The sequence below is a fragment of the Duganella sp. S19_KUP01_CR8 genome, from assembly GCF_036688705.1.
Taxonomy (GTDB): Bacteria; Pseudomonadota; Gammaproteobacteria; order Burkholderiales; family Burkholderiaceae_D; genus Rugamonas.
This window is the reverse complement of record NZ_JAQQPR010000010.1, coordinates 174,255-196,440: the sequence shown is the minus strand read 5'-3', so window position 1 is coordinate 196,440 and position 22,186 is coordinate 174,255. Positions and strand designations below refer to the sequence as shown.

Annotated in this window: 11 protein-coding genes; 7 read left to right on the top strand and 4 right to left on the bottom strand. The window is 65.2% G+C overall.

Going from position 1 to position 22,186, the window contains the following annotated elements; all coding sequences use genetic code 11:
- The first annotated feature begins 5 nt into the window (after positions 1-5).
- Together V6M89_RS12740 and V6M89_RS12735 are read left to right on the top strand one after the other, a co-directional pair.
- Positions 6-581 (top strand): TMEM165/GDT1 family protein, encoded by a 576-nt coding sequence (locus V6M89_RS12740; RefSeq protein WP_332853506.1) that lies wholly within the window; start codon positions 6-8, stop codon positions 579-581.
- A 107-nt stretch (positions 582-688) separates the two neighbouring features.
- The gene (locus tag V6M89_RS12735) at positions 689-931 is read left to right on the top strand and encodes a PEP-CTERM sorting domain-containing protein (RefSeq protein ID WP_332853505.1); all 243 of its coding nucleotides are present in this window, start codon (positions 689-691) and stop codon (positions 929-931) included.
- Positions 932-937: 6 nt separating this feature from the next.
- Here the strand turns inward: V6M89_RS12735 and V6M89_RS12730 are convergent, their stop codons facing one another.
- Positions 938-3,100: a CehA/McbA family metallohydrolase gene (locus tag V6M89_RS12730; protein WP_332853504.1), complete on the bottom strand. Its 2,163-nt coding sequence runs from the start codon at positions 3,098-3,100 to the stop codon at positions 938-940.
- A gap of 214 nt (positions 3,101-3,314) precedes the next feature.
- Complete coding sequence (locus V6M89_RS12725) at positions 3,315-11,975, bottom strand: GH36-type glycosyl hydrolase domain-containing protein (protein WP_332853503.1); 8,661 nt, start codon at positions 11,973-11,975, stop codon at positions 3,315-3,317.
- Positions 11,976-12,193: 218 nt separating this feature from the next.
- Between V6M89_RS12725 and V6M89_RS12720 the strand changes: the two genes are divergently transcribed.
- Positions 12,194-14,086: a right-handed parallel beta-helix repeat-containing protein gene (locus tag V6M89_RS12720; protein ID WP_332853502.1), complete on the top strand. Its 1,893-nt coding sequence runs from the start codon at positions 12,194-12,196 to the stop codon at positions 14,084-14,086.
- 62 nt (positions 14,087-14,148) lie between these two features.
- Here V6M89_RS12720 and V6M89_RS12715 read toward each other — a convergent pair whose 3' ends face one another.
- Positions 14,149-16,194 carry an aminotransferase class V-fold PLP-dependent enzyme gene (locus tag V6M89_RS12715; RefSeq protein WP_332853501.1) on the bottom strand — a complete coding sequence of 682 codons (2,046 nt, stop codon included), beginning with the start codon at positions 16,192-16,194 and terminating at the stop codon, positions 14,149-14,151.
- Between the two features lie 135 nt (positions 16,195-16,329).
- Between V6M89_RS12715 and V6M89_RS12710 the strand changes: the two genes are divergently transcribed.
- The 3 genes from V6M89_RS12710 to V6M89_RS12700 all read left to right on the top strand — a co-directional run bounded on the left by V6M89_RS12710 (position 16,330) and on the right by V6M89_RS12700 (position 20,082).
- Complete coding sequence (locus V6M89_RS12710) at positions 16,330-16,806, top strand: Lrp/AsnC family transcriptional regulator (RefSeq protein WP_332853500.1); 477 nt, start codon at positions 16,330-16,332, stop codon at positions 16,804-16,806.
- Positions 16,807-16,868: 62 nt separating this feature from the next.
- Positions 16,869-18,032, top strand: a complete 1,164-nt coding sequence (locus V6M89_RS12705) for an HPP family protein (protein WP_332853499.1) — start codon at positions 16,869-16,871, stop codon at positions 18,030-18,032.
- Positions 18,033-18,264: 232 nt separating this feature from the next.
- Positions 18,265-20,082 carry a DUF885 domain-containing protein gene (locus V6M89_RS12700; protein WP_332853498.1) on the top strand — a complete coding sequence of 606 codons (1,818 nt, stop codon included), beginning with the start codon at positions 18,265-18,267 and terminating at the stop codon, positions 20,080-20,082.
- Positions 20,083-20,120: 38 nt separating this feature from the next.
- Here the strand turns inward: V6M89_RS12700 and V6M89_RS12695 are convergent, their stop codons facing one another.
- Positions 20,121-20,654 (bottom strand): acyl-CoA thioesterase, encoded by a 534-nt coding sequence (locus V6M89_RS12695; protein ID WP_332853497.1) that lies wholly within the window; start codon positions 20,652-20,654, stop codon positions 20,121-20,123.
- Positions 20,655-20,776: 122 nt separating this feature from the next.
- On the opposite strand from V6M89_RS12695, the gene V6M89_RS12690 reads away from it, so the two are divergent.
- The gene (locus V6M89_RS12690) at positions 20,777-22,183 is read left to right on the top strand and encodes a sensor histidine kinase (RefSeq protein WP_332853496.1); all 1,407 of its coding nucleotides are present in this window, start codon (positions 20,777-20,779) and stop codon (positions 22,181-22,183) included.
- Positions 22,184-22,186: the final 3 nt, after the last annotated feature.

Genomic DNA, 22,186 nt, shown 5'->3' with positions numbered 1-22,186 from the left:
AACCCATGGAAGCCTTCCTCGTCTCTACCGGCATCGTCGCCCTCGCTGAAATCGGCGACAAGACCCAATTGCTCGCCTTCTGCCTGGCCGCCAGGTTCCGCCGCCCGCTGCCCATCGTCGCCGCGATCTTTGTCGCCACCATCGCCAACCACGCGTTCGCCGCCGCCGTCGGCGCCTGGATCACCAGCCTGCTGGGACCCGATATCCTGCGCTGGGTGCTGGGCCTGTCCTTCCTGGCGATGGCCGCGTGGACGCTGGTGCCGGACAAGATCGACGAGGACGACATGCCGCTGGCGAAGTACGGCGTGTTCCTGACCACGCTGATCGCTTTCTTCGTCGCCGAGATGGGCGACAAGACACAGGTGGCCACGGTGGCGCTGGCGGCCCGCTACGACAGCCTGGTGGCGGTGGTGTGCGGCACCACCTTCGGCATGATGCTGGCCAACGTGCCGGCGGTCTACCTGGGCGACCGGATCGCCAACCGGGTCTCGCTCAAACTGGTGCATGGCATCGCCGCGCTGGTGTTCGCCGTATTGGGCGTGGCCACGCTGCTGGGTGCAGGCTCCAGCCTCGGCTTGTAAGGTCAAGGATTATTTGCGCCACTCCGTGTGTTAGCGCACGGAGGCAAGGGAATTAACAATCTATTATACTTGTCACTTGATTATTGCGGGGGCAAGGAATGCGATTGATGAGCACGATAGCGGCGCTGGTATTGAGCGCCTCCGCGTTGAGCGGTCAGGCATACGCCGCCGAGACGGCGCCGGTGGCCGCACAGGCCACCAGCACCGTCAAGACGATCAAGCCGGCAGCCAAAACCAATATGGCGTCGGTGCCGGAACCGGTGAGCTACAAGCTGATGCTGCTCGGGATAGCGGTGCTGCTGCTGTTCGCGCGCACCGGCAAGAAGCGCGAACAGCCGTGGACCAAGTAAGCGAGCTTACTGCACGTTCAGCGTGACGTCGTCGATCAGGAACGCCGTCGATACCGTCGAGCCCTCCACACCCTCGAAGTAAATCCTCACCGTCTGCCCTTTGTAGGCCGACAGGTCGAAACTCTTCTGCACATACGTGCTGCCCTTGTTCAGATTCGAATACGTCGCCAGCGTCGCCAACACCGCGTTGGCGCTGCTGCGTACCTGCACCTTGAGCGTGTCGTAGGCGGTGGTGGTGGTGGTCTCGCTGGACACCACCTTGAGCCAGAACGCCAGCGTGGCGCTGGTGGCGTCGGCCGGTATCGTCACGGTCTGGTACAGCGTATCGGTGTGGGCGCTGCCGTAGCCGTCCAGCCAGGCCTTGAAAGTACCGCCATGCGCGGCCTGGCTCGAATCGGAGCTGATGACGCCGGACGTCGCGGTCCATGACGAGGCGCCCGATTCAAAGCCGCCGTTGACGATCAGCTGCGTGGCCGCCGGCGGCGTGGTGCCGCCGCCACCGGTGGTCTGCGTGACCCACACCGGCGCCGACCACAGGATGTTGCCGTCGTTCTGGGTGATCTTGGCGTAGTAGAAGTGCTCGCCCACGGCCGGCGTGATGGTGGTGCTGGCGGTGGCCGACAGCTGCGTCACCGTGCCGTTGCGGCCGGGGACACCCTCGTACATCTTCACCGTCGATACCGTCTTGCCGCTGCTGCTGGCGAAGTTGGCGACCAGGTTCAGCGAACCGCTGTTGGTGAAGCGTTCGCCCATCACGTGGCCGTTGGCGGTCAGGATCAGTTGCGAGGTCTTGTCCATGGTGGCGAACACGCGGCGCGCCTTGATGGCGGCGATCATGCTGGCGGAGGTCAGCGAGGTGCCGGTCGGCAGCAGCACGCCGGTGCGGTTGGTGTAGGACGCGCCCCAGTTGGCGCAGTGGTTATCCTGGTCGGTGGAGAAGGCGACGTGGAAGCCCGCCTCCAGCGCCTTGTTGCAGGCGCCTTCGTAGGTGCTGCGGCCGGTCTCGGTCTCGCTGGTGTTGGTCGAGAAGGCCGAGGTGTTGAGCACTTCGCACAGCGCCATCGCCTGGTCGCCGTCGGCGGTGTAGCCCAGCGCGGTGCCGTTGACCAGGAACTGGCCCGACGATTCGGGATGGTTGAACTGGCCCACGTAGCCGCGCTGGCGCATCAGCGTGTACAGCGTGGCGTAGTCGTTCTTCGGCGTCAGCGTGTCGGCGATCAGCTGGCCGCTGCCGTTGCTCTCCCACCCCAGCAGCTCGGTGGTGTTGAAGATGTTCATATGGCCGCCGTTGTTGATCACGCCCCACTCCAGCCCATACATGCCGAGGAAGCCGGCGTGCGCGCTGTTGAAGTTGGCGGCGGCGGTGAGGCCGGACTGGAACAGCGCCTTGGCGACGGCCGGATCGGCCGAGGCGTTGGTGCTGTCGGAGCCGTCGAACATGTGATTGTGCTCGGAGGCCATCAGGAAATCGAGGCCCTTGTTCATCGCGTACTGGTAGGCGTCGGCCGGTCCCAGCGCCGCGCTTTGCGGCGCCTGCGCGCCGGTGCAGCTGCCCAGCGGGCCGCCGCCGTCGCTGTGGTTGGTCTGGCTGTGCAGGTTGCCGAGGTAGACGGTGTACGGCAGCGACGCGGTCGCGGCGACGGCTCCCTGCACCACGCGGCCATTCGCGCGCGTGGCAGAACGCACCGGCGTGGCCGATGTCGGCAGCGCCTTGAAGGCCGGCATGGCCTGCGCCGGATTGTGGCCCACCGAGATCTCCCAGCTTTGTTCGACCGTCTCGCCGCCGGTGACGGCCTGCATGCGCGCCAGGTAGACGCCGTCGGTCAGGATCAAGCCGTCGGCGCGGCCGTCCCATGCGATGCTGACATCGACCGGCCGGCCGGCGATGCGCTGCACGCCCTGCCACTGCTGCACGACCACGCCGTCGGGGCTGACCAGCTCCAGCCGCCATTGCACGTCCTGCTCGCGCTCCAGCAAGGGGAAGTCGAAGGCCAGCTTGAAGGTACGGGCTTCCGGCCGCTCCTGGTCGGCGCCGTCGGCGGCGAACGGCGCGTGCAGCGTGGCCTCGAACTCATGGTGATCGGCCTTGGACGCGTGGACCGCGCCAATGACGCCGGAAGACAAAATCAACATCATCGCGAGCCGGGACAGCATCTTAGATTTGTTCATCACTTCTTTCTCTCTGCGGTTGGGGATCCAAAATTCTGGCAACTATGCATGACAGGAAGATGACGAACCAATTCGAATTTACTTGGCTATTCAGAGGTCTTTTGAATAAATGCGGTGGCGCTTGGGGGCGCACGCGACAACGGCGCGGAGTTAATTTTCCGCGCCGTTGTAACGATGATGAAAATGTCCAGAATGGGACACTCTGTTAAGAATTTTACGCGGCTGGCATGAACAGTTCGACCTTATGGATGCTGGCGGTATCGCTCAAGTCGATCGCCATGCCGAGCTGGCGCACGCCGTCTATCGTCATGATCGGCGCGCCGGTTTCCGCCGACTTCATCACGCGGATCACGTACGAAGCGGCGCCGTAGCGATAGGTCAGCGTGAAGTGGTCCCACTCGGGCGGCATGCGCGGCGCCATCGTCAACTGGGTCGCGGTGCGGGTCAGGCCGAGCAGCGATTCCAGTATCAGCCGGTACATCCAGCCGGAGGAACCGGTGTACCAGCTCCAGCCGCCACGGCCCACGTGCGGCGCGACGGCGTAGACGTCGGCCGTGACCACATAGGGCTCGACCTTGTAGCGCGCCATGCCTTCCGGCGTGCCGCCATGCTGCACCGGGTTGATCATGCGCGCCAGTTCCCAGGCGCGCTCGGTCTCGCCCAGGCGGGCGAAGGCCATCGCGGTCCAGATGGCGGCATGCGTGTACTGGCCGCCGTTCTCGCGCACGCCGGGCACGTAGCCACGGATGTAGCCAGGATTCGGACCGGACTTGTCGAACGGCGGATCGAGCAGCTGGATGATTCCTGAATCGCGCCGCACCAGGCGCTGGTTGACCTGCTCCATCGCGCCGCGCACCCGCACCGGATCGGCGGCGCCGGACAGCACGCCCCAGCTCTGCGAGATCGAATCGATCTGGCATTCCTCGTTGGTGTGCGAACCGAGCGGCGTGCCGTCGTCGAAATAGGCGCGGCGGTACCACTCGCCGTCCCAGGCGTTGTGCTCGACGTTGGCGGCCAGCTTCCTGGCTTCACCGCGGCACTCGGTGGCGAAGTCCTTATCCTGCATCAGCTCCGCCACTTCGGCAAAGCGCTGCAACACCTCGCACAGGAAGAAGGCCAGCCACACGCTCTCGCCCTTGCCATGCTCGCCCACCTTGTCCATGCCGTCGTTCCAGTCGCAGGAGCCGATCAGCGGCAGGCCGTGCACGCCGAAGCGCAGGCCGTTGCGGACGGCGCGCACGCAGTGCTCGTACAGCGTGCCGCTCTGGCTGGAGCGGCTCGGCAGGTCGTAATAGGAATCTTCCTCCGGCTTGACGGCGCGGCCCTCCAGGTAAGGCACGCTTTCGCCCAGCACGCCGACGTCGCCGGTGGCGATGACGTAGCGCCAGGCGCCCAGCGGCAGCCACAGGTAATCGTCCGAGCAGTGGGTGCGCACGCCGCGATCGGAAGGCGGATGCCACCAGTGCTGCACGTCGCCTTCCAGGAACTGGTGGGCGGCGCACAGCAGCAGCTGGTCGCGCAGCAGCTGCGGTTGGGTGTGGATGGTCGCCATCGCGTCCTGCAACTGGTCGCGGAAGCCGAAGGCGCCGCCGGACTGGTAGTAGCCGCTGCGCGCCCACATGCGGCAGGCGATGGTCTGGTACATCAGCCAGCCGTTGGCCAGCAGGTCCAGCTCCGGTTCCGGCGTGTCGATGCGCACCGCGCCCAGGGTCTGGTCCCAATGCGCGTGCACGGCGGCCAGCGCCTCGTGCGCGGCGCCGGCGCTGCGGTGCTTCTGCGCCAGGCTGCTGGCGTCGGCGTTGCGGCGGCCGGCCACGCCCAGCACGAAGATGATCTCGCGCTCCTGGCCGGGCAGCAGGTCGAACGGCACCTGGATCGCGGCGCAGGCATCCAGCCCCGCGCCGATCTTGCCGGACAGGCGGGAGCGGCGCATCGCCACCGGCGCCGCCAGCGTGCCGTTACGGCCCAGGAATTCGCTGCGGTCGCCGGTGTAGGTGCGCAGCGTGGCGTCGCAATTGAAGAAGGCGACACGGCCGGTAAACTCGGTGTTGTAGGCGTTCTTGGCGAACAGCGCGCCGCTGACCGGATCGGCCTCGGTGACGATGTGCATGCCGGATTTGGAACGCATGTCGCCCAGCACCCACTCGACATAGCCGGTGGCCGACAGGCGGCGCGTCACCAGCGAGTCGTTGCGCACTTTGAGCACGGTGTACTTGATCGGCGCGTCGGTGGCGACGAAGGTGGTCATCTCGGTGGCGATGCCGCTCTCGCTGTGTTCGAACACGCTGTAGCCGAAGCCGTGGCGCGTGACGTAGCTGCCGTTGCCGCGCGCCGGCAAGGCGGTCGGCGACCAGAACTGGCCGCTCTGTTCATCGCGCAGGTAGAAGGCCTCGCCGCTGCCATCGCTGACCGGGTCGTTGTGCCACGGCGTCAGGCGGAACTCGTGGGCGTTCTCGTGCCAGGTGTAGGCCTGGCCGCTTTCCGAGATCACGCTGCCGAACTGCGGATTGGCCAGCACGTTGGACCACGGCGCCGGCGTGCGCTGGGCCTCGCTGGTGGTGATGACGTATTCGCGGCCGTCCGGCGTGAAGCCGCCGATGCCGTTTTCCATTATCAGCTGGCGCACGGCCGGCGTGACCGGGCCGGCGTCCGCATACTCGCCGCGGTTGTCCACCATCAGCGGCGGCATGCGCATGGCCGGCGGGCCGGGACGCTTGATCTGCTCGGCCAGCGTGCCACGGCTGTCGCTGAGTATCGCGCGCGCCACCGACTGCAGCAGGATGCGGTCCTCGTTGGCGATCTGGTCGGCCAGGCGCACGAAGATGCCGCCCGGCCGGTCGATCGCCTGGGCGTCGATGCCGGAGGCGATCAGGCCCATGATCTGCTCATGCAGCAGCTGGCGGTAGCCCGACTGGTCCTCGTACCAGATCACCAGGTCGACCACCAGCCCTTTCAGGCGCCAGTAGGCGTGCGCCTGCACCATCTGGCGCGCCAGTTCGATGTTGGCCGGGTCTTTGATCTGCAACAGCACGATCGGCAGGTCGCCGGAAATCGCGTACGCCCACAGGCCGGACTGGCCGCGCTGGTTCTTGATCAGCGTGCCGGCGTCGGCGCGCAGCGCGGCGTTCGGGTAGATCACCGAGTTGGCCAGGCGGCCGTACAGCTGGGCGTCCGCTTCGCTGGCGTTGAGCTGGCGCAGCACCACCTGGCTGTGGGTCCACGCCAGTTCGAACACGCGGTCGGCCAGGTGGCGGTCCTGGTATTTGTCGATCAGGTGCAGCGCGGCGTCGCGCTGCTCGGTCATGCCGGTGACGATGTCGACGATGGCCGTCTGGTCCGGCTTGAGCGTGATGGTGTAGCGGATCGCCACCACCGGATCAAGCACCGAGCCTTCGCTGCCGCTCAATGCCTCTTCGCTCAGCATCGCCTGCGGCGCGGCGGCGGTGTTGCCGCGACCGATGAAGCGCGAGCGGTCGGTCTCGAACGAGACGCCCGTCACGGCGGCGTCGTGCACCATCATCGAGTGCATCAGCCACGGCGTGGCGTCGGCCGGGCCGCGCGGACGGCGGGTGCACAGGATGGCGTTTTCGTCGCGCAGGATCTCGGTCTGCACAAACAGTTTGCTGAAGGCCGGGTGGGCGGCGTCGGCGGCGGCCGGCGTCATCACCACTTCGGCAAAGCTGGTCACTTCGATGGTGCGCTCGCGGTCGGACTTGTTGGTGATGCGGGTGCGGCGCAGTTCGATGTCGTCTTCCGGCGAGACCACGATTTCCGTGTACAGGTCGATGTTGCGGTCGGAGCGGCGGAACTCGGCGCGGCCTTCGGAGAAGATCACCTCATGCTTGCGCGGCTCGACCAGCGTCGGTTGATAGGTGGTGGACCAGAACTTGCCGTCGTCCAGGTCGCGCACGTAGCAGAAGTTGCCCCAGTTATCGCGGGTGCTGTCTTCGCGCCAGCGCGTCACGGCCAGGTCCTTCCAGCGGCTGTAGCTGCCGCCGGCGTTGGTGACCATGACGTGATAGCGGCCGTTGGACAGCAGCTGGGTTTCCGGCACAGGTGTGCTGTGCTGGGCCAGCACGCGCATCGGCATGGCCTGCTCCGGCGCGCTGGAGCGGATCGACGCCAGCTCGCTGGTGTTGGAGTAGAAGGCGCCGGCCTGCGGGCTGCGCTCCTGCAGCACCAGCAGCGTCGATTGCAGCAGCGGATCGGATTCGAAGCGGCGCTGCATCGGCCGGTCGTGCAGCAGGTAGCTCAGCGCCAGCAGTCCCATGCCCTGGTGGTGGACCATGAAGGAGCGGATCACCGCCGCCGTCTGGCCGCGCGGCAGGCGCGAGCTGGTGTAGTCGACCGCTTCGAAGAAACCGTAGCGGCCCATATAGCCCAGCCCCGCCATCTTCTGCAGGTTGAGGCAGGACGCTTCCGGCTGCACCATCAGGCCCAGCATGGTGGCGTAAGGCGCGATCACCAGGTCGTCGGCCAGGCCGCGCTTCAGGCCCAGGCCAGGCACGCCAAACGCGCGGTACTGGTAATTGAGGCTGGCGTCGACGGTGTTGTAGCCGGATTCGGAGATCCCCCAAGGCACGTTGCGGCGCTTGCCGTAGTCGATCTGGGCGTCGATCACCGCGTTGTAGGTGTGGTCGAGCAAGGTGCTCGGATAGTTGGGCATCACCAGCAACGGCATCAGGTACTCGAACATCGAGCCGCTCCACGACAGCAGCACCGGCTTGCCGGCGACGATGCACAGCTGGCGGCCCAGCGCGAACCAGTGCTCCTGCGGCAGCTGTCCCTGGGCGATGGCGACGAAGCTGGCCAGCCGCACTTCGGACGCCAGCAGGTCGTAGTAGCTGGCGTCGAGACGGCGCTCGGTGACGTTGTAGCCGATGGCCAGCAGGCTGGTGGTGGGGTTGTACAGGAAGCCATATTCCATCAGGGCGTAGGCGCCGCAGCGCTGCGCCAGGTCGGCCAGTTCGCGCATGCGCTCGTGCGCGGCGGCGGCGCCCTGCGCGCACATGCCGGCCAGCAGCAGCTGGCGATCGCGCTCGGCCGGGGCCAGGTCGTTGGCCAGCACGGCGTCGGTCTGGTTGATCATGGCGGCCAGTTCGCGCAGCGTCGGCACGCGGGCCAGGCTGGTGTCGAACACAGCGTCCGCCGGCAGGCTGACCCACGGCGCCAGCAGCGCCAGTTCCGCCAGCGCGGCCAGACATTGCTGCGTCAGCGAGGCGAACCACATGGCCGCTTCGCCGTGCGCGTCGGCCGGCGCCTGGAATTCGGCGGCGGCGGCGCTCACGCGGTTCAGCCAGGCGTGCAGTTGTTGCAGGTTGCCGGCGTCCGGCGCGGGCCCCAGGGCCGCCAGCAAGGCATCCAGCTGCTCCGTTTCGGCGGCGCCCTCCAGCGACTCCTGCAGCACGCGGCAGGTGGCGACGATGCCCTCCACCGTTTGCGGTCCCAGTATCGGCTGGTCGTACAGGCCGGTCAGGCCGGCCTGCAGGGTGAGCAGGTGGCCGGCCAGGTTGCCGCTGTCGACGGTGGAGATGTAGATCGGGTGCAGCGGCTTGAGCGTCTGCGTGTCGTACCAGTTGTAGAAGTGGCCCTGGTGGCGTTCCAGCTGGTCCATCGTCGCCAGCGTGCTGGCGGTGCGCGCCATCATCTGGCCGACGGTGATGTAGCCGAAATCGCTGGCGCTCAGGTTGGCCAGCAGCGCCATGCCGATGTTGGTGGGCGAGGTGCGGTGCGCCACCACGTGCGCCGGATGCTCCTGCATGTTATCGGGCGGCAGCCAGTTGTCGTCCGGGCCGACGTAGCGGTCGAAATAGGCCCAGGTGCGGCGCGCCAGCTGGTGCAGGAAGCGGTTTTGCTCCGGCGTCAGCTGGGCGTGGCGGCGCGCGATCGGGCGGCTGATCCGCTCCGCCACGGCCGGCGCCACCAGCCACGCCAGCAGGAACAGCGCGGCCGGCGCCAGGCTGACCGGCCGCCAGCCCCACAGCGCGCCGCCGACGAACAGCGCCAGCACCGGCGACACCCACATGGTGCGCCAGACGCCGGCCGCGCCTTCCGCCGCGCGCGACAGCGCCGAGGCGCGCCACTCCAGCAGGTGCTTGTGCGAGACCAGCATGCGCCAGGCGCTGCGCAGGATGGCGTCCAGGCTGAAGTACGCCTCGTAGGGCAGGAACACCAGCATCAGGATGGCGTGCGCGAACTGCATGCCGCCGCGCCGCAGCGCGGCCCGTATGTGCTGGCTCCACAGGGTGTCCTCGGGACGGCGCAGCAGGTCGTGCAGGGTGCTGACGACAGGCGGCACGAAGATCACCGCCAGCACGGCGGCGGTCCAGACCCACGGGTCGGGCAGCCAGCGCCAGGCGGTGATCAGCGACAGCACCAGCGCCGGCGCGGTCAGGCTGCGGCGCAGGTTGTCGAACAGCTTCCAGCGCGACAGCAGCGACAGCGGATTGCGTTCGCGCTTGCGGTTCGGGGCCGGCACGCGGCCGAACACCCACGAGGCCAGCTGCCAGTCGCCGCGGATCCAGCGCTGGCGGCGGCTGACGTCATCGCTGTAGCGGGCCGGATAGGCTTCGTACAACTGGGCGTCGCTCAGCAGGCCGGCGCGCAGGTAGCAGCCTTCCAGCAGGTCGTGGCTGAGGATGCGGTTGTCCGGCAGGCGGTTGCCCAGCACCTGCTCGAACACGTCGACATCGTAGATGCCCTTGCCGATGAAGGAGCCTTCGAAGAACACGTCCTGGTAGACGTCGGAGACGGTGCGGGTGTAGGGATCGATGCCCGGCTCGCCGCCGCACAGTTTTTCGTACAGCGAGGCGTTCTCGCTCGGCAGGCTGACCGTCACGCGCGGTTGCAGGATGCCGTAGCCTTCCACCACGCGGCCGCGCGCGCTGTCGATGCGCGCCTGGTTCAGCGGGTGCTGCATGGTGGCGATGAACTGCGCCGCGGCGTCGCGCGGCAGCTGGGTGTCGGTGTCGAGCGTGATGACGTACTTGATGCCTTCCAGCTCGCCGGTGTCGCCCACCACCACGCTGAACTTGTCGCGCGCGCCGCCGCGCAGGTAGCGGTTCAGCTCCTGCAGCTTGCCGCGTTTGCGCTCGTCGCCCATCCACACGCCTTCCTGCGGATTCCAGCGGCGCGGCCGGTGCAGCAGCAGGAACGGCGAGGCCGGATCACCGTTCGGGTGAGTGGCGTATTTGCGGTTCAGTTGTCCGATGCAGCGATGCATCTGCTCCACCAACGCCGCGTCGGCCGGCAGGGTTTCGGTGGCGGCGTCGGCGAAGTCGGTCAACAGGCAGAACTTCAGGTTGGGATCGCGGTTGGCCAGGAAGCGCACTTCCAGCTGCTCGCACAGGTCGGCGATGTTCTGCTGGCTGTAGACCAGCGTCGGCACCACCACGATGGCGCGCGCGTCGGGCGGCACGCCGTCCTTGAAATCCATGCGCGGCAGCGGGTTGGGACGGGTCACCAGCGTGGCGACCCAGTTCACCAGGCTCAGTGCCAGCTGGCTGCTGCCCAGCAGCGCCAGCACGCCGAGCAGCACGATCACCGCGCCATTAACGCCGTTGTGCGAAGCGCGTTCCAGCAGCAGCGCGGTCGACACCAGCGCGATGGCGGCGATGGCGCCCAGGTAGGAGGTCAGCGGCGAGGCGCGCGAGGTTTGCTGCAAGGCCTCCAGCCACGGCCGACGCATGCCGGTCTGCTTTTCCAGCGCGGCCAGGCCGCCGCCGATCAGGTAGAAACCCACGTGGCCGTGGCGGGCGTCGCCGCCGTCAAAGTGGGCCTGCGCCAGCTGCAAGGCTTGCTGCGCCACTTCGAGTTCCGAGTAGCGCGAGCGCTTGGCGATTTTTTCAATCGCATGGCGGTACTGGTCGCGGGTGGCGAATTCCATGCGGCCGTAGACCGCGGCCGGGTCCTGGCGCAAGGTTTGTTCGACCACGCTCATGGTCTCGACGAACTCCTGCCAGTCCATGGTGCCGAGGAAGCGCAGGCTGCCGATGCTGTTGGCGATGGAGACCTGCTCCGCCGCCTGCTGCTGGATCTCGGCCTGGATCTGCTGCTCGATGGTCTGGTCGGTTTCGGCCAGGCGGTGCGTGATCCACGACAGCGCCAGGGTCAGCGCCGGGCTTTGTCCTTGCAGGCGGCGCGCCAGTTCGGCCACGAAGGCGCTGCTGATGGGCGGATTGGAACGCGCCATGTCGGCCACCATCAGTATCAGGCCGCTGGGATTTTTTTCGGCGACCTCGGTCATCTGGTCGGCCCAGCTGTTGGCCAGGTCGCGGTGGCTGCGGTTGTCGGCCACGCGCGCGGCCACGCGCCGCAGGTTCTCGATCAGCGCCAGGCGCAGCATGATGGGGATGGCCCACAGCTCGCCCAGCTTGAGGCTGGCCACTTCCTGGTAGGCGTCGACAAAGCGGCACAGCGATTCGGGATCGACGCGGCCGTCGCCATGCGAGATGATTTCCAGCGCGATCTTGTAGACCCGCGGCGTGCCTTCCGGCGCGCCCTGGCCCAGGCGCGGCAGCTGCTTGCTGTAGTCCTTGGGCAGGTGGCGGCGGGCGATGCGGATCTGGTCTTCGATCAGGTAGAAGTTGTCCAGCAGCCATTCGGAGGCGGGCGTGATCTGGCGGCCGGCCTTGACGGCGGCGGTCAGCTCGTCGCAGGTGGCGTCGATGACGGCGGCGTTTTCGGTCAGGCGCGCCAGCAGGCGGTCGCGGCCGCCGCGCTTGCTCAGTACGTGATGCGTGGCCAGCGTCTTGCCGTGCGCGGCCATCTGGGCCGCGCTGAAGAGTTCGGCGCGCAGCGGCAGGTCTTCGTCGTCGGCGTCGGCCAACAGCGAGCCTGAAGGAGATTCGCGGAAGCCCAGCGTAAGGTCGGGCATGAGGGGGGCGGGCTTGTTCAACGGTGTACCTCGTTTTGATTCTGCGAATGGGAAATTATCTGCCTAGGCATCCTACGGGGGCGCACGCCACGCCACTGTACGGTGGCGAACATATCGGGGCGCCATGGCAAAAACTATCTTTTTTACATGCAAATTGATTAATTATTTCCACCCCTGTATGCTGTCTCGGCAATCTCCAAGCAACTATGAGGAACGACATGACACGCACATCCAAGCGATTAGTGGCCGCCTGCTGGCTGGCATGGGCCTGCAGCGCCACTGCGTACGCGACGGACTATTACGTCGACAATCTCGGCGGCTCGGACAACAACGCCGGCACGTCCATATCGGCGCCGTGGGCCAGCCTGAGCAAGGTGAACGGCGCCACGCTGGCGCCCGGCGACACCGTGTCGTTCAAGCGCGGTGGCACGTGGCGGGGAGGGCTGGTGACCAAGGGCGGCACGCAAGGTGGCGGCGCGGTGCGCTATGGCGCCTATGGCGCGGGAGTCAAGCCGCGTTTGCTTGGCTCGGCCTCGTTGAGCGATCCAGCCGACTGGGCACAAACCGGCTTGAATATCTGGACGTCTCAAGTCGCGCCGGTGGGCCCGCAACTACTGACCGATCCAAACTTCGACGGCCCGGCCTTGCCCACGCGCTGGACATTCTCCAGCAAAATCGCCGGGACCAGTCTGGAACCCAACGATGTCTTCCCCGCCAGCTCGATTTCCGCCCCCAATCCCAACAGCCTGAAAATCAGTATGAACGGCACCAGCACGGTGGCCGGCAGCATCGATCTGTACACCAATGTCTTCCCGGTGACGAACGGCGCCTGCTACAAGCTCTCGTTTGCCGCCCGGGCCACTATCCCGATGTCGGTCGCCTGGTACAATTTCAAGCTGTGGCAGAGTGTGAGCTACGCGTCGATGGCTGACCAGCTCGACTTCAATAACGTTAATATCGGAACCGCCTGGGGAAAATACGAACTCTATTTCAGGGGCACGGCGACCGACAGCAGCGTACGGGCTGTCTTTCGCCTTGGCGCGTCCGCGGTGGCGGACCAAGCACTGTATATCGATAGCGCCAGCGTTACCGGCTGCGACGAGCAGAAGCGTCTCGTTGCAGAGGTCGGCAATCTGATTTTTGATGATGAGCAGTCGGTCGCCACCCGGGTGTGGAATGAAGCCGATTTGATCGCCGATGGTCAGTACTGGTACGACCCGGTCGCCAAGGTGGTCAAACTGTATGCGACGCACAACCCCGCCTCCACTCATACTCGTATCGAAGCTGCGATGAAGCGCAACCTGGTGACCATCGCAAAACAGACCGACGTTGAAGTTCGCGACCTGGACTTGCGCTATGGCGCTTTGCACGGCGTACAGACCAGCGATGTCCAGCGCGTGCTGATTGATAACCTGGATATCGCCTACATGGGCGGCGCCCAATGGCAGAACCAGACTCGCCTTGGCAACGGCATCGAGCTGTGGAGTAACGCCGCAGATGTCACGGTGAGCAACAACCGCATTTCGCAAGCTTTCGATACAGCGCTAACGTCCCAAGGCATAGGCCCAAAGATCGTCGTGTCCAACGTGCACTTCCTGAACAATCTGGTGGAAAGTTCGGAGCAATGCTTCGAGCTATGGAATCGCCCGGACGTGGTCGGCGAATCCACCACCAAAGACCTGACATTCGCGCACAACACCTGTCTGCATGTGGGCACCGGCTGGAGCCATACCCAGCGCCCTGTGCAAGATGGCAGCGATTTGCTGATGTATCGATCCCCTGCGCCCATGACCAACATTCACATGATCAATAATATTTTTTACGGAGCGGTGAATTACTTCATCCATCTGAACACCAAGTGGAACGGATATACGCAAATCGACTTAAGCGGGAATTGCTACTATCCGGCGGCTGGCGCATTGCTACTTCGGGCCGGCGACGAAACCGGCGCGACCAGCTATTCAACCGCCGCCGGGCTGGTATCGGTGCTGCCCGGAGCGGCGACATCCATGTACGTCGACCCGCAATTGGTCGCCGGTCCATCGGGCATCCTGGTGCCGAATCCGGCCGGCCCCTGCGCGGCGAAGGGCTACGTTCCGCCCTCGATTTAAGAGCAAAAAAAAGGCCGCTTGCGCGGCCTTGTAAAGGAAGAAAACTTGAACGGCTGTGTAGCCTAGGCGGCGTGCGCCAGCGGCGCCAGCGCCAATCCGCCGCCGAGGCTGTAGGCCTGGCCGTGTCCGAGGCGGCGCAGCAGCTGCGCAGCCTTCAGGCTGCGGTTGCCGCTGCGGCAGAAGAACACCAGCGGGATCTGTTCAGCGTGCAGCCAGCTGCTGGCGTGCTCGGCCAGACGGCTCAGCGGCACGCTGCGGGCGCTGCGGCCGGCGGCGCCGGGTGTGATGGTGGCGGCGAACTCGTAAGGCTCGCGCACATCGACCAGCTCGGCATCGGGATGGGCTTGCAGGAAGGCGTCGAGCGCGGCGCTGTCGAGTTGCAGCGCTGCTGGCGCCGCGGTCGCTGCCGGCGCCGCCATGCCGACGCAGAACTGGTTGTGCTCGTCGCGCGTCGGACACAGCAGCGTCTGCGCGCAGGTCAGCGGACGCAGCGCTTCCACGGCGGGCCGGGCGCTGAAGACGAAGCGCACCGCCTGCGGCGGCAGCGCCGCATCGACGGCCTCGCCCAGCAGGTAGTGGCGCGCTGCGCCGTCGCTCACGCTGAGCAAGGTCTGCGTGCCGAGCTGGATGGCGTGGGCGGCGGCCGGCCAGCCATAGGCATCGGTGGCGGCGTGGCTGTCGACGTGGCGGCCCAGCGCACTGATCAGCATGCTGCGGTCGGTGTCAAGGGAGGTGCTGACGATGGCTTGCACCTGGTAGTTCTGGCAGCGCACATAGGATTCGATACGCGTCGTCATTTCCGGCAAGGGATCGATGACGATGCAGCTGCGGCTGGCGGCGTCCAGCACCATCCAGCTGCACGCGCCTTCGACGCCCAGTTGCAGCAAGCCGTCGTGCGGCACGGCGGTGCGTTCGGACGGGATCAGGCAGCTGGCGCGCAGCGCGGCGCCGCAGCGCTCGATGCGACGACAGGCGTCGTTGATGGTGGCTTCGTCGGCCAGCGGACCGAAGGACATGCGGATCGCGCCGGCGCTGCGCCACAGCGGCGCGTGCATGGCGTCCAGCACGTAGCTGGGCGCGGCCTTGGCGGCCGAGCAGGCGCTGCCGGAGCTGACGCGCACCTGGGCCGCATCGAACACGTCCATCAGTTCGCGGCTCGACAGGCCGGGCACGGAAAAGTTCAGCGTGGTCGGCAGCGATTTGTCGAAAGGATTGTTGAACACCACGCCGGGCAAGGCGGCGCGCAGGCTCTCGGCCAGGCGGGCGCGGAAGCTGGCCAGCTGGTGATGGCTGCGGAAGGTGTCGCCGCGTTCCAGCGCGGACAACACCGCGCCCAGCGCGGCGATGCCGGCCATGTTCTCGGTGCCGGAGCGCTGGCCGCCTTCCTGGCCGCCGCCCATGATCAGCGGCGTGAACGGCGCGCCGGCGCGCACGTACAGCATGCCTATGCCCTTGGGCGCGTACAGCTTGTGGCCGGAGAACGGCGCGTAGTCGATGCGGGTGCTTGCCAGGTCCAGGTCCAGCTTGCCCAGCGCCTGCACGCAGTCCACCAGCCAGTAGGCGGCGCTGCCGGTCTCGGCCAGCAGCACTTCGATCGCGGCCAGGTTGGTGACGATGCCGGTTTCATTGTTGGCGGCCATGGTGCACACCAGCGCGGCGCGCGGCGCCAGTTCGCGCAACAGCGCCAGGTCGTGCGCGCCATCCTGGTCGACCGGCAGTTTTTGCAAAGTCAGGTTCAGGCCCAGCAGGCGGTTCCAGTGCGCCAGGCTTTCCGGCACGGCCTTGTGTTCGGTCGCGCCGTAGACCAGCAGGCTGCCGATGGCCTCGCCGCGCTCGCGGCGTTCGCGCAGCGCCACCAGCGCCGACAGCACCGCCGTCTGGATCCCTTCGGTGGCGCCGCTGTTGAACATCAGACGGCCATCGCCCACGCCCAGCAGGCGCGCCGCGCAGGCGCGGGTCTGGTCCAGCAAGACCTTGGCCTTCAGGCCGGTGCCGTGGCTGCTGCTGGGATTGCCGTAGCGCTGGCCCATGGCGTCGGCCGCGGCGGCGATGGCGGCCGGCAGCACGGCGGTGGTGGCGTTGCCATCGAGGTAGATTTCGGTCGTCATGATAGTAGTGCCTGTGTTTAGTACCTATGTATCGATACCTATAGCTTACTCAGTGGCGGCGAAATATATGTACTAAAATACTCCTGTTACGCACTCCATATAGCATTTTCATGCTGCACTTCGAGGAAAAATAGAATGAACGAACTTGATCGCTATGATTATGCAATTTTGTCGGCATTGCAGGGCGACGGCACGCTGTCGATCGCCCAGCTCAGCGAGCGGATCGGCCTGTCCTCCACGCCGTGCTGGAAGCGGGTGCGGCGGCTGGAAGAGGAAGGCTATATCGAAAGCCGCGTGGCCATCGTCAACCGCCGCAAGGTGGGCTTGCCGGTGACGGTGTTCGTCAGCGTGCGCACCAGCCAGCACGACGACAAATGGCTGGCGCGCTTTGCCGCCGCCGTGATCGCCTTGCCGGAAGTGCAGGAATTCCACCGCATGAGCGGCGACATCGATTACCTGCTGAAGGTGGTGACGAGCGATATCGAAGGATATGACCGGTTTTACAAGAAGTTAATCAAGTCCGCCCAGCTGAGCGGGGTGTCGTCGGCGTTTTCGATGGAGCAGATCAAGATCACCACGGCCCTGCCGCTGGAGCTGGTGTCGCACCAATAGAGTGCGGCGGCGGGCTGAGCATGGGATAATCATTGTCCCATATCAAATACTTGATTAAGCCCATGCGTGCATTCCTCGACCGCTGGCTGCCCAGCCCCACCACCGCCAGCCGCCGCGAACAATTGCGCGCCGCCGGCGGCGCCCTGTTCGGCCTGCTGCTGACCGCCCTGCTCGGCCTCACCCTGTCGCCCGGCGCCATCTTCCTGGTGGCGCCGATAGGCGCCTCCTCGGTACTGTTGTTCGCGCTGCCGGCCAGTCCGCTGGCCCAGCCCTGGGCCGCCATCGGCGGCAATGTCGTCAGCGGACTGATGGGCGTGCTCTGCATGCGCCTGTTCGGCGACATCCTGCCCATGCCGCTGCTGTGCGCGCTGGCCGCCAGCACCGCGATCGCCGCCATGTTCGCGCTGCGCTGCCTGCATCCGCCCGGCGGCGCGGTGGCGCTGACGGCGGTGATCGGCGGGCCGGCGATCCACGCGGCCGGCTTCGCCTTCCCGCTGGTGACGGTGCTGGCCGACACCACGCTGCTGGCGCTGATGGCGATGCTGTACAACAACCTGACCGGACGCCGCTACCCCCATGCGCAGCTAAGCGCACATCCGAATCCGCACGCCACCAAGGACGCGGTGCCGACCGTGCGGCTGGGCTTCAAGCCGGAAGACCTGGACGCCGTGCTGAAGCAGTACAACCAGGTGCTCGACATCAGCCGCGACGACCTGGAGTCGCTGTTCATGCAAACCGAGCAGCGCGCCTACCAGCGCCGCTTCGGCATCATCAGCTGCGCCGACATCATGTCGCGCGACATCGTCAGCGCCGAATTCGGCACCAGCCTGGAAGAAGCCTGGCAGCAGATGCGCACCCACCGCGTGGCGGCGCTGCCGGTGCTCAACCGCGCGCGGCGGGTGATCGGCATCGTCACGCAGACGGATTTCCTCGAGCACGGCGGACTGGACGACTATCGCGGCATCCGTCAGCAACTGCAGCGATTTTTGCGCAAAAGCGGCGTAACCCACACCGAAAAGGCTGAAGTGGTCGGCCAGATCATGAGCCAGCATCCAACCACCGCGCGGCTGGACACGCCGATCGTCGACCTGGTGCCGCTGATGGCCGATTCCGGCTTCCACCACATCCCCATCGTCGACGAGGAGCTGCGCTTCGCCGGCATCATCACCCAATCGGACCTGGTGGCGGCGCTGTACGAGAGCCGCTTTGCGGAAGCGGCGGCCTAAAAAAAAACCGCCACCCGAAGGTAGCGGCCAGGCTGTACTGCTTTGTTATTCTTGAGTTCTTACTGGTCTCCAGCATACTCCGGTTTAAATGTGCGTTGCACAATTATATTTGCAAATCCGGATCTAAAATTTCCTCAAAAGAACAATGTATCGCCGATACAAAAATTGTCCCAGCGCCGCCCCGCAATGGCTTATGCTAGGCGCCAATTTTGTGACATCTTGAGGAAGAACTATGACGCGTCGCCGCAACACCTATGCCGCTTTTGCCCCGCTCGCCGCCGCCGTGATGCTGGCGTTCGCGCCGCTGGCGTCCAATGCCGCCGCGCCGGCCGCCGCCGTGCCGCAAGTCAGCGCCGCACCCGCGCACAAGGCACTGCTGGCGATCGCCGACCAGTACTACGACGCCACCGCCCGCTTCGAGCCGCTGGGCGCCACCGAAAACGGCGACAACCGTTACGACGACCAACTGGGCCTGAGCATTGCCCCGGCCAAGCGCGCCCGGCAGTTCAAGCTGTATCGCCAGTTCGCCACCCGCCTGAAAGCGATCCAGCGCGCACAGCTGGATAACAAGGACCGCATCAACTACGACATCCTGGTCTACGAGCTGGACCAGTTGCTGGCGATGGAGCGCTTCCCCGAGCACCTGCTGCCGATCAACCAGATGGACAGCGTGCCCGTCACCCTGGCCAACTACGCCGGCGGCGAAGCTTCGCAGCCGATCGGCACCGTCAAGGAATACGACGCCTACCTGCACCGCATCAGCCAGTTGCCGGCCTGGATAGACCAGGCCATCGCCAATATGCGCGCCGGCATCAAGCAAGGCATCACCGAGCCCAAGGCCATCATGGAGTCGGGCTTGCCGCAGTTCCAGAAGCTGGTCAGCGCCACGCCGGAAAGCAATATCTTCTACACGCCGATCACCAAGCTGCCGGCCGCCTTTTCCGCCGCCGACAAGGCGCGCCTGAGCGCCGCCTACCGCAAGACCGTCGGCGACAAAGTGATGCCGGCGCTGGCCCGCCTGGCGACCTTCCTGGAAAAAGAATACGTGCCGGCCTGCCGCAGCTCGACCGGCCTGGGCGCGCTGCCGGACGGCGCCGCCTGGTACCAGGCGCGTGTCGCCGGCGCCACCACAACGTCGCTTAAACCCGACGAAATCCACGCCATCGGCTTGAAAGAAGTCGCGCGCATCCAGGCCCAGTTCGAAGTGCTGGGCCCCAAGCTGGGCTACACCGGTCCGGCGTCGGGCCTGCCGGTATGGGTGGCGGCGCAGCCGAAGTTCTATCCGTTCAAGACCGAGCAGGAAGTCCAGGCCGTGTATCACCAACTCAACGACGTGCTGGACACCAAGCTGCCGCAGATGTTCACGCTGCTGCCGAAAGCCAAGCTGGACTTGCGCCTCGAGCCTGAGCTGAGCCGCGCCACCGCCTCCGACCACTACACCGCGCCGGCCGGCGACGGCTCGCGTCCCGGCGTGTTCTGGTCGGTGGTCAACGATCCCGCCAAGTACGGCAACACCGGCATGACCACGCTGTTCCTGCACGAAGGCAAGCCCGGCCACCACTTCCACATCGCGCTGATGCAGGAACTGAACCTGCCTAACTTCCGCAAATATGGCGGCAACAACGCCTATACCGAGGGCTGGGCGCTGTATGCGGAAACACTGGGCAAGGAGATGGGCCTGTTCGACGATCCGGCCCAGTACTTCGGCCACCTGAACGACGAACTGCTGCGCGCCACCCGCCTGGTGGTCGACACCGGCATGCACGCGCAAGGCTGGACCCGCGAGCAAAGCATCCAGTACATGCACGACACGCTGGGCTATGACAACTCCGCCAAGACCGAGACCGAGCGCTACATGGCTTGGCCGGGCCAGGCACTGGGCTACAAGATCGGCTCGCTGAAGATCGTCGAACTGCGCCAGCGCGCGGCCAAGGCGCTGGGCGACAAGTTCAGCCTGCCGAAGTTCCACGCGGTGGTGCTGGGCGACGGCACCCTGCCGCTGGCGCTGCTGGAGGAAAAGGTCGACCGCTGGATCGCCTCGCAACAATAGTCTGACCAGGCGGGCCGCAACGGCCCGCCTTCATTGTGTTACTTGGCGTAGCGCTTGATACGGGCGATCACCAGTTCGGGCAAAGCCGTGATCTGCTTGGCGTGGTTGGCAAAGACGATCTGCTGGCGCCCGACGGAGACCTGTTTGCCGTCGGCATAAAATCGGAACTCCAGCCAAAATGAACACTTTTTTACGTCATATGCGTTCAACTCGCAACGCACCTCCTGAAATGGAACAGTTTCCTGCAAGTAGTCCTGCTCCGCGTGCTTGGTGATGAACACGCCCTCGTTTTGCAGCATATCGCGCGAAATGCAGTCGAAGAACCACTTTTCACGGCAAATACCCTGCCATTCGAAGTAACGCGCGAAATAGGTGTTGCCGTAGGCGTTGGAGTCCTTCAGGTAGATCGTCAAGGCGTGCGTAAAAGTCTGCTTGGCGTTGACGGCGGTCGCGGCGGAGATTTTGGATTGTTCATTTTCGGTGGCGTGCAGCAGCATGGAGTTCCCCTTTGAGATGAGTTGGAGCGCCCCTGCCCGCAGGCGGGACGCTGCCCGCAATGCGGACAGAAACACTTAAAGCGGGTTTGTCCCGCACATGTTTGATCTGGCGCAAATAGTTATTCGATAGTCAAGCGAGCTAGATCAACACGCGCAATACTGCGGGCTACCCATCCAAAGTCCGTTGGAAAGAGCGCATGCATTCCCTATTGCCCGCCGTGGTCTCCCTGCTATTCCTGTGCTACGGCGCTTACGTGCTGCATTCGCGCGGGGTAAGCCGGATCAGCCTGACGTTTTTCCTGCTGTGCGCGACCACCTTCTGCTGGCAATTCACCTGGGCCGTGTTGTTCCAGATCCACGACCCGCACGAGGCGCTGGCGCTGGCCAAGCTGGGCTACCTGCTCATCCTGTTCCTGCCGACCACGCTGTACCACTTCATCACCGAATTGACGGCCCAGCGCAGCGAGCGCCGCTGGGTGGACCTGTCCTATGTGGTCGCCGGCTTGCTGGGGGTGGTCATGCTGAGCACGGACTGGCTGATTGCCGGCCTCTACCCTTATTTCTTCGGTTACTACCCCAAGGCAGGGCCGCTGCACCCGCTGCACCTGCTGCAGACCGGCGTGGTGGTGGGGCGTGGGCTGTGGCTGCTCTACCGGCGCCAGCAACTGGCCGTCTCGACCGAGAAAAGCCGGCTGCGCTACTGTCTGGTCAGCCTGCTGATCTATTTCTTCGCCTCGGTCGACTATCTGTGCAACTACGGCGTGCAGTTCTACCCGCCGGGCGTGCTGTTCGTGGCGACCAGCCTGGGCCTGATCGCCCAGGCGATGGTGCGGCACAACCTGCTGGCGGACCCGATGGAGGTGGCCGCCACCATCGCCCACGAAATGCGCACGCCGCTGGCGACCATCCGCAACCAGTCGCGGGTGCTGGCCAAATGCCTGCCGGACTTGCTGGCCGGATACCAGTGCGCGCTGGAAAACAAGCTGATCGAGCCAACCTTGCAACCCGCACAACTCAATTACCTGAGCAAGCTGACCCAGCACATTGAAGCGGAAATCAGCCGCTCCAATTTCATCGTGGACATGATGCTGGCCTCGGCCCGCGCCGGCACCTTGAACCGCAACGACTTCGCCAACCATTCAATCAAGAAATGCGTCGACGAAGCCCTGGCCTGTTATCCATTTGAAAGCTCGATGCGCGACAAGGTGGTGGTGAAGGCGGCCGAGGATTTCACCTTCTTTGGCTCGGACGTATTGCTGGTCTACGTTTTATATAACCTGTTTAAAAACGCATTGCATGCGATTAAATCGGCGGGACGGGGGGAAGTGGAGATTGCTTTCTTCACCCAAGGGAATAGCAAGCAATTACTGGTGACGGATACCGGCGCGGGAATACCGGTTGATGTACTGCCGCATGTATTTGAACCGTTTTATAGCACTCGGCATAATGGCGGCGGTACGGGTATGGGATTGGCATTCTGCCAGCGCGTGATTACTGCATTCGGCGGCAAGATACATTGCGAATCGCAGGCGGGACGTTATACCCGGTTTTCTGTATTATTTCCGCAAAAGAAGATATGGAATGCCGAGCGGGTAATGGATTAATTC

Bases quoted from the DNA above. Each gene is read 5' to 3' on its own strand.
- V6M89_RS12720 (WP_332853502.1), top strand. From the start codon at position 12,194: ATGACACGCACATCCAAGCGATTAGTGGCCGCCTGCTGGCTGGCATGG.
- V6M89_RS12725 (WP_332853503.1), bottom strand. From the start codon at position 11,975: ATGCCCGACCTTACGCTGGGCTTCCGCGAATCTCCTTCAGGCTCGCTG.
- V6M89_RS12700 (WP_332853498.1), top strand. From the start codon at position 18,265: ATGACGCGTCGCCGCAACACCTATGCCGCTTTTGCCCCGCTCGCCGCC.
- V6M89_RS12690 (WP_332853496.1), top strand. From the start codon at position 20,777: ATGCATTCCCTATTGCCCGCCGTGGTCTCCCTGCTATTCCTGTGCTAC.
- V6M89_RS12735 (WP_332853505.1), top strand. From the start codon at position 689: ATGAGCACGATAGCGGCGCTGGTATTGAGCGCCTCCGCGTTGAGCGGT.
- V6M89_RS12715 (WP_332853501.1), bottom strand. From the start codon at position 16,194: ATGACGACCGAAATCTACCTCGATGGCAACGCCACCACCGCCGTGCTG.
- V6M89_RS12740 (WP_332853506.1), top strand. From the start codon at position 6: ATGGAAGCCTTCCTCGTCTCTACCGGCATCGTCGCCCTCGCTGAAATC.
- V6M89_RS12705 (WP_332853499.1), top strand. From the start codon at position 16,869: ATGCGTGCATTCCTCGACCGCTGGCTGCCCAGCCCCACCACCGCCAGC.
- V6M89_RS12710 (WP_332853500.1), top strand. From the start codon at position 16,330: ATGAACGAACTTGATCGCTATGATTATGCAATTTTGTCGGCATTGCAG.
- V6M89_RS12730 (WP_332853504.1), bottom strand. From the start codon at position 3,100: ATGAACAAATCTAAGATGCTGTCCCGGCTCGCGATGATGTTGATTTTG.